Annotated in this window: 2 protein-coding genes; both read right to left on the bottom strand. The window is 27.8% G+C overall.

Features of this window, described 5'->3' with window-relative positions:
• Window positions 1-19: 19 nt before the first annotated feature.
• The gene (locus DNU06_RS17500) at window positions 20-406 is read right to left on the bottom strand and encodes a hypothetical protein (RefSeq protein ID WP_111064792.1); all 387 of its coding nucleotides are present in this window, start codon (window positions 404-406) and stop codon (window positions 20-22) included.
• A 3-nt stretch (window positions 407-409) separates the two neighbouring features.
• Window positions 410-970, bottom strand: a complete 561-nt coding sequence (locus DNU06_RS17505; RefSeq protein ID WP_111064793.1) for a hypothetical protein — start codon at window positions 968-970, stop codon at window positions 410-412.
• Window positions 971-978 lie beyond the last annotated feature (8 nt).

The following is a 978-nucleotide window of genomic DNA, read 5'->3' on the forward strand; positions in this document are numbered from 1 at the left end:
TTGTTGGCAAATCGTTTTCTTATTCAATTATTGCTATTCGTTCTTTAAATGTAGATTCAAAAACTTGAATCAAATTTGCAAGTTCTTGGTTGTTCAGTTTCAAGCCTATTACTATTTCTTCCTCATTCCAATTAAATACAAGCCTACTATTATTTAATTTTAAAAATATTTTTTCAGAAGAATTAAACTCTGAATCAGATTCTGAAGATGCTATATAATAATTTTCTAAGTCGTATTCATCTTCCGCATAACTCCTTTGAATAAATAGATGTTTATCAACACCATTAATAAGCTCTTCTTCACTTTTAAACTGGTCATCCGCTGACCTAGAATCTGAAAAAATTACAGTACACCCTAATTCATCATCTTGGATTGTTAGTTCTATGCATTGGAAATTTATTTTCATAACTTAGTTATTCTTGTATTCAGATTTCCATAAATCCTCTCTCCATTCTGACACTATTTCTATTAAATCATTTAATTCCCATTCTTTTGACAAAAGACTAAGGCCATTAAATATTGGCGATTCTGATCCTATTTTATAAAAATATTTATTTTTCTCAAGATTATATATTTCCTTATAGTAAATTTTTAAGTCATCAAGTGGATTAGTAGTGTGTTTATGCAGTTCGGTGGGTAAATCTCTATGTTTATAATAATTTGCCAATACTATGATTAATTCTATCCTTGTTGTTTTACATTCATTATTTACCATTTTAGCGGTCGAATATTTCAAATGGAGTTTTGATAATTTAGGATATAAATCTGAAATACTACTATTTATATAATTCTGCAGGACAATAAAGGCTGTGCCTACTAAATGCTCTGTGTCATCTGCATAAATACTGTCCCAATAATTAAAGTCATCTTTTTTACATGTCTCTAAAACATCATCAAACTCTTTTTTAATGGAATTGAGGATGTTTTTAGTTATTCCAATTCTAGTATCATTTCTTAAAATATGGGTCATAAATTATA

It is taken from the genome of Putridiphycobacter roseus, from assembly GCF_003234935.1.
Classification (GTDB): Bacteria; Bacteroidota; Bacteroidia; order Flavobacteriales_D; family Crocinitomicaceae; genus Putridiphycobacter; species Putridiphycobacter roseus.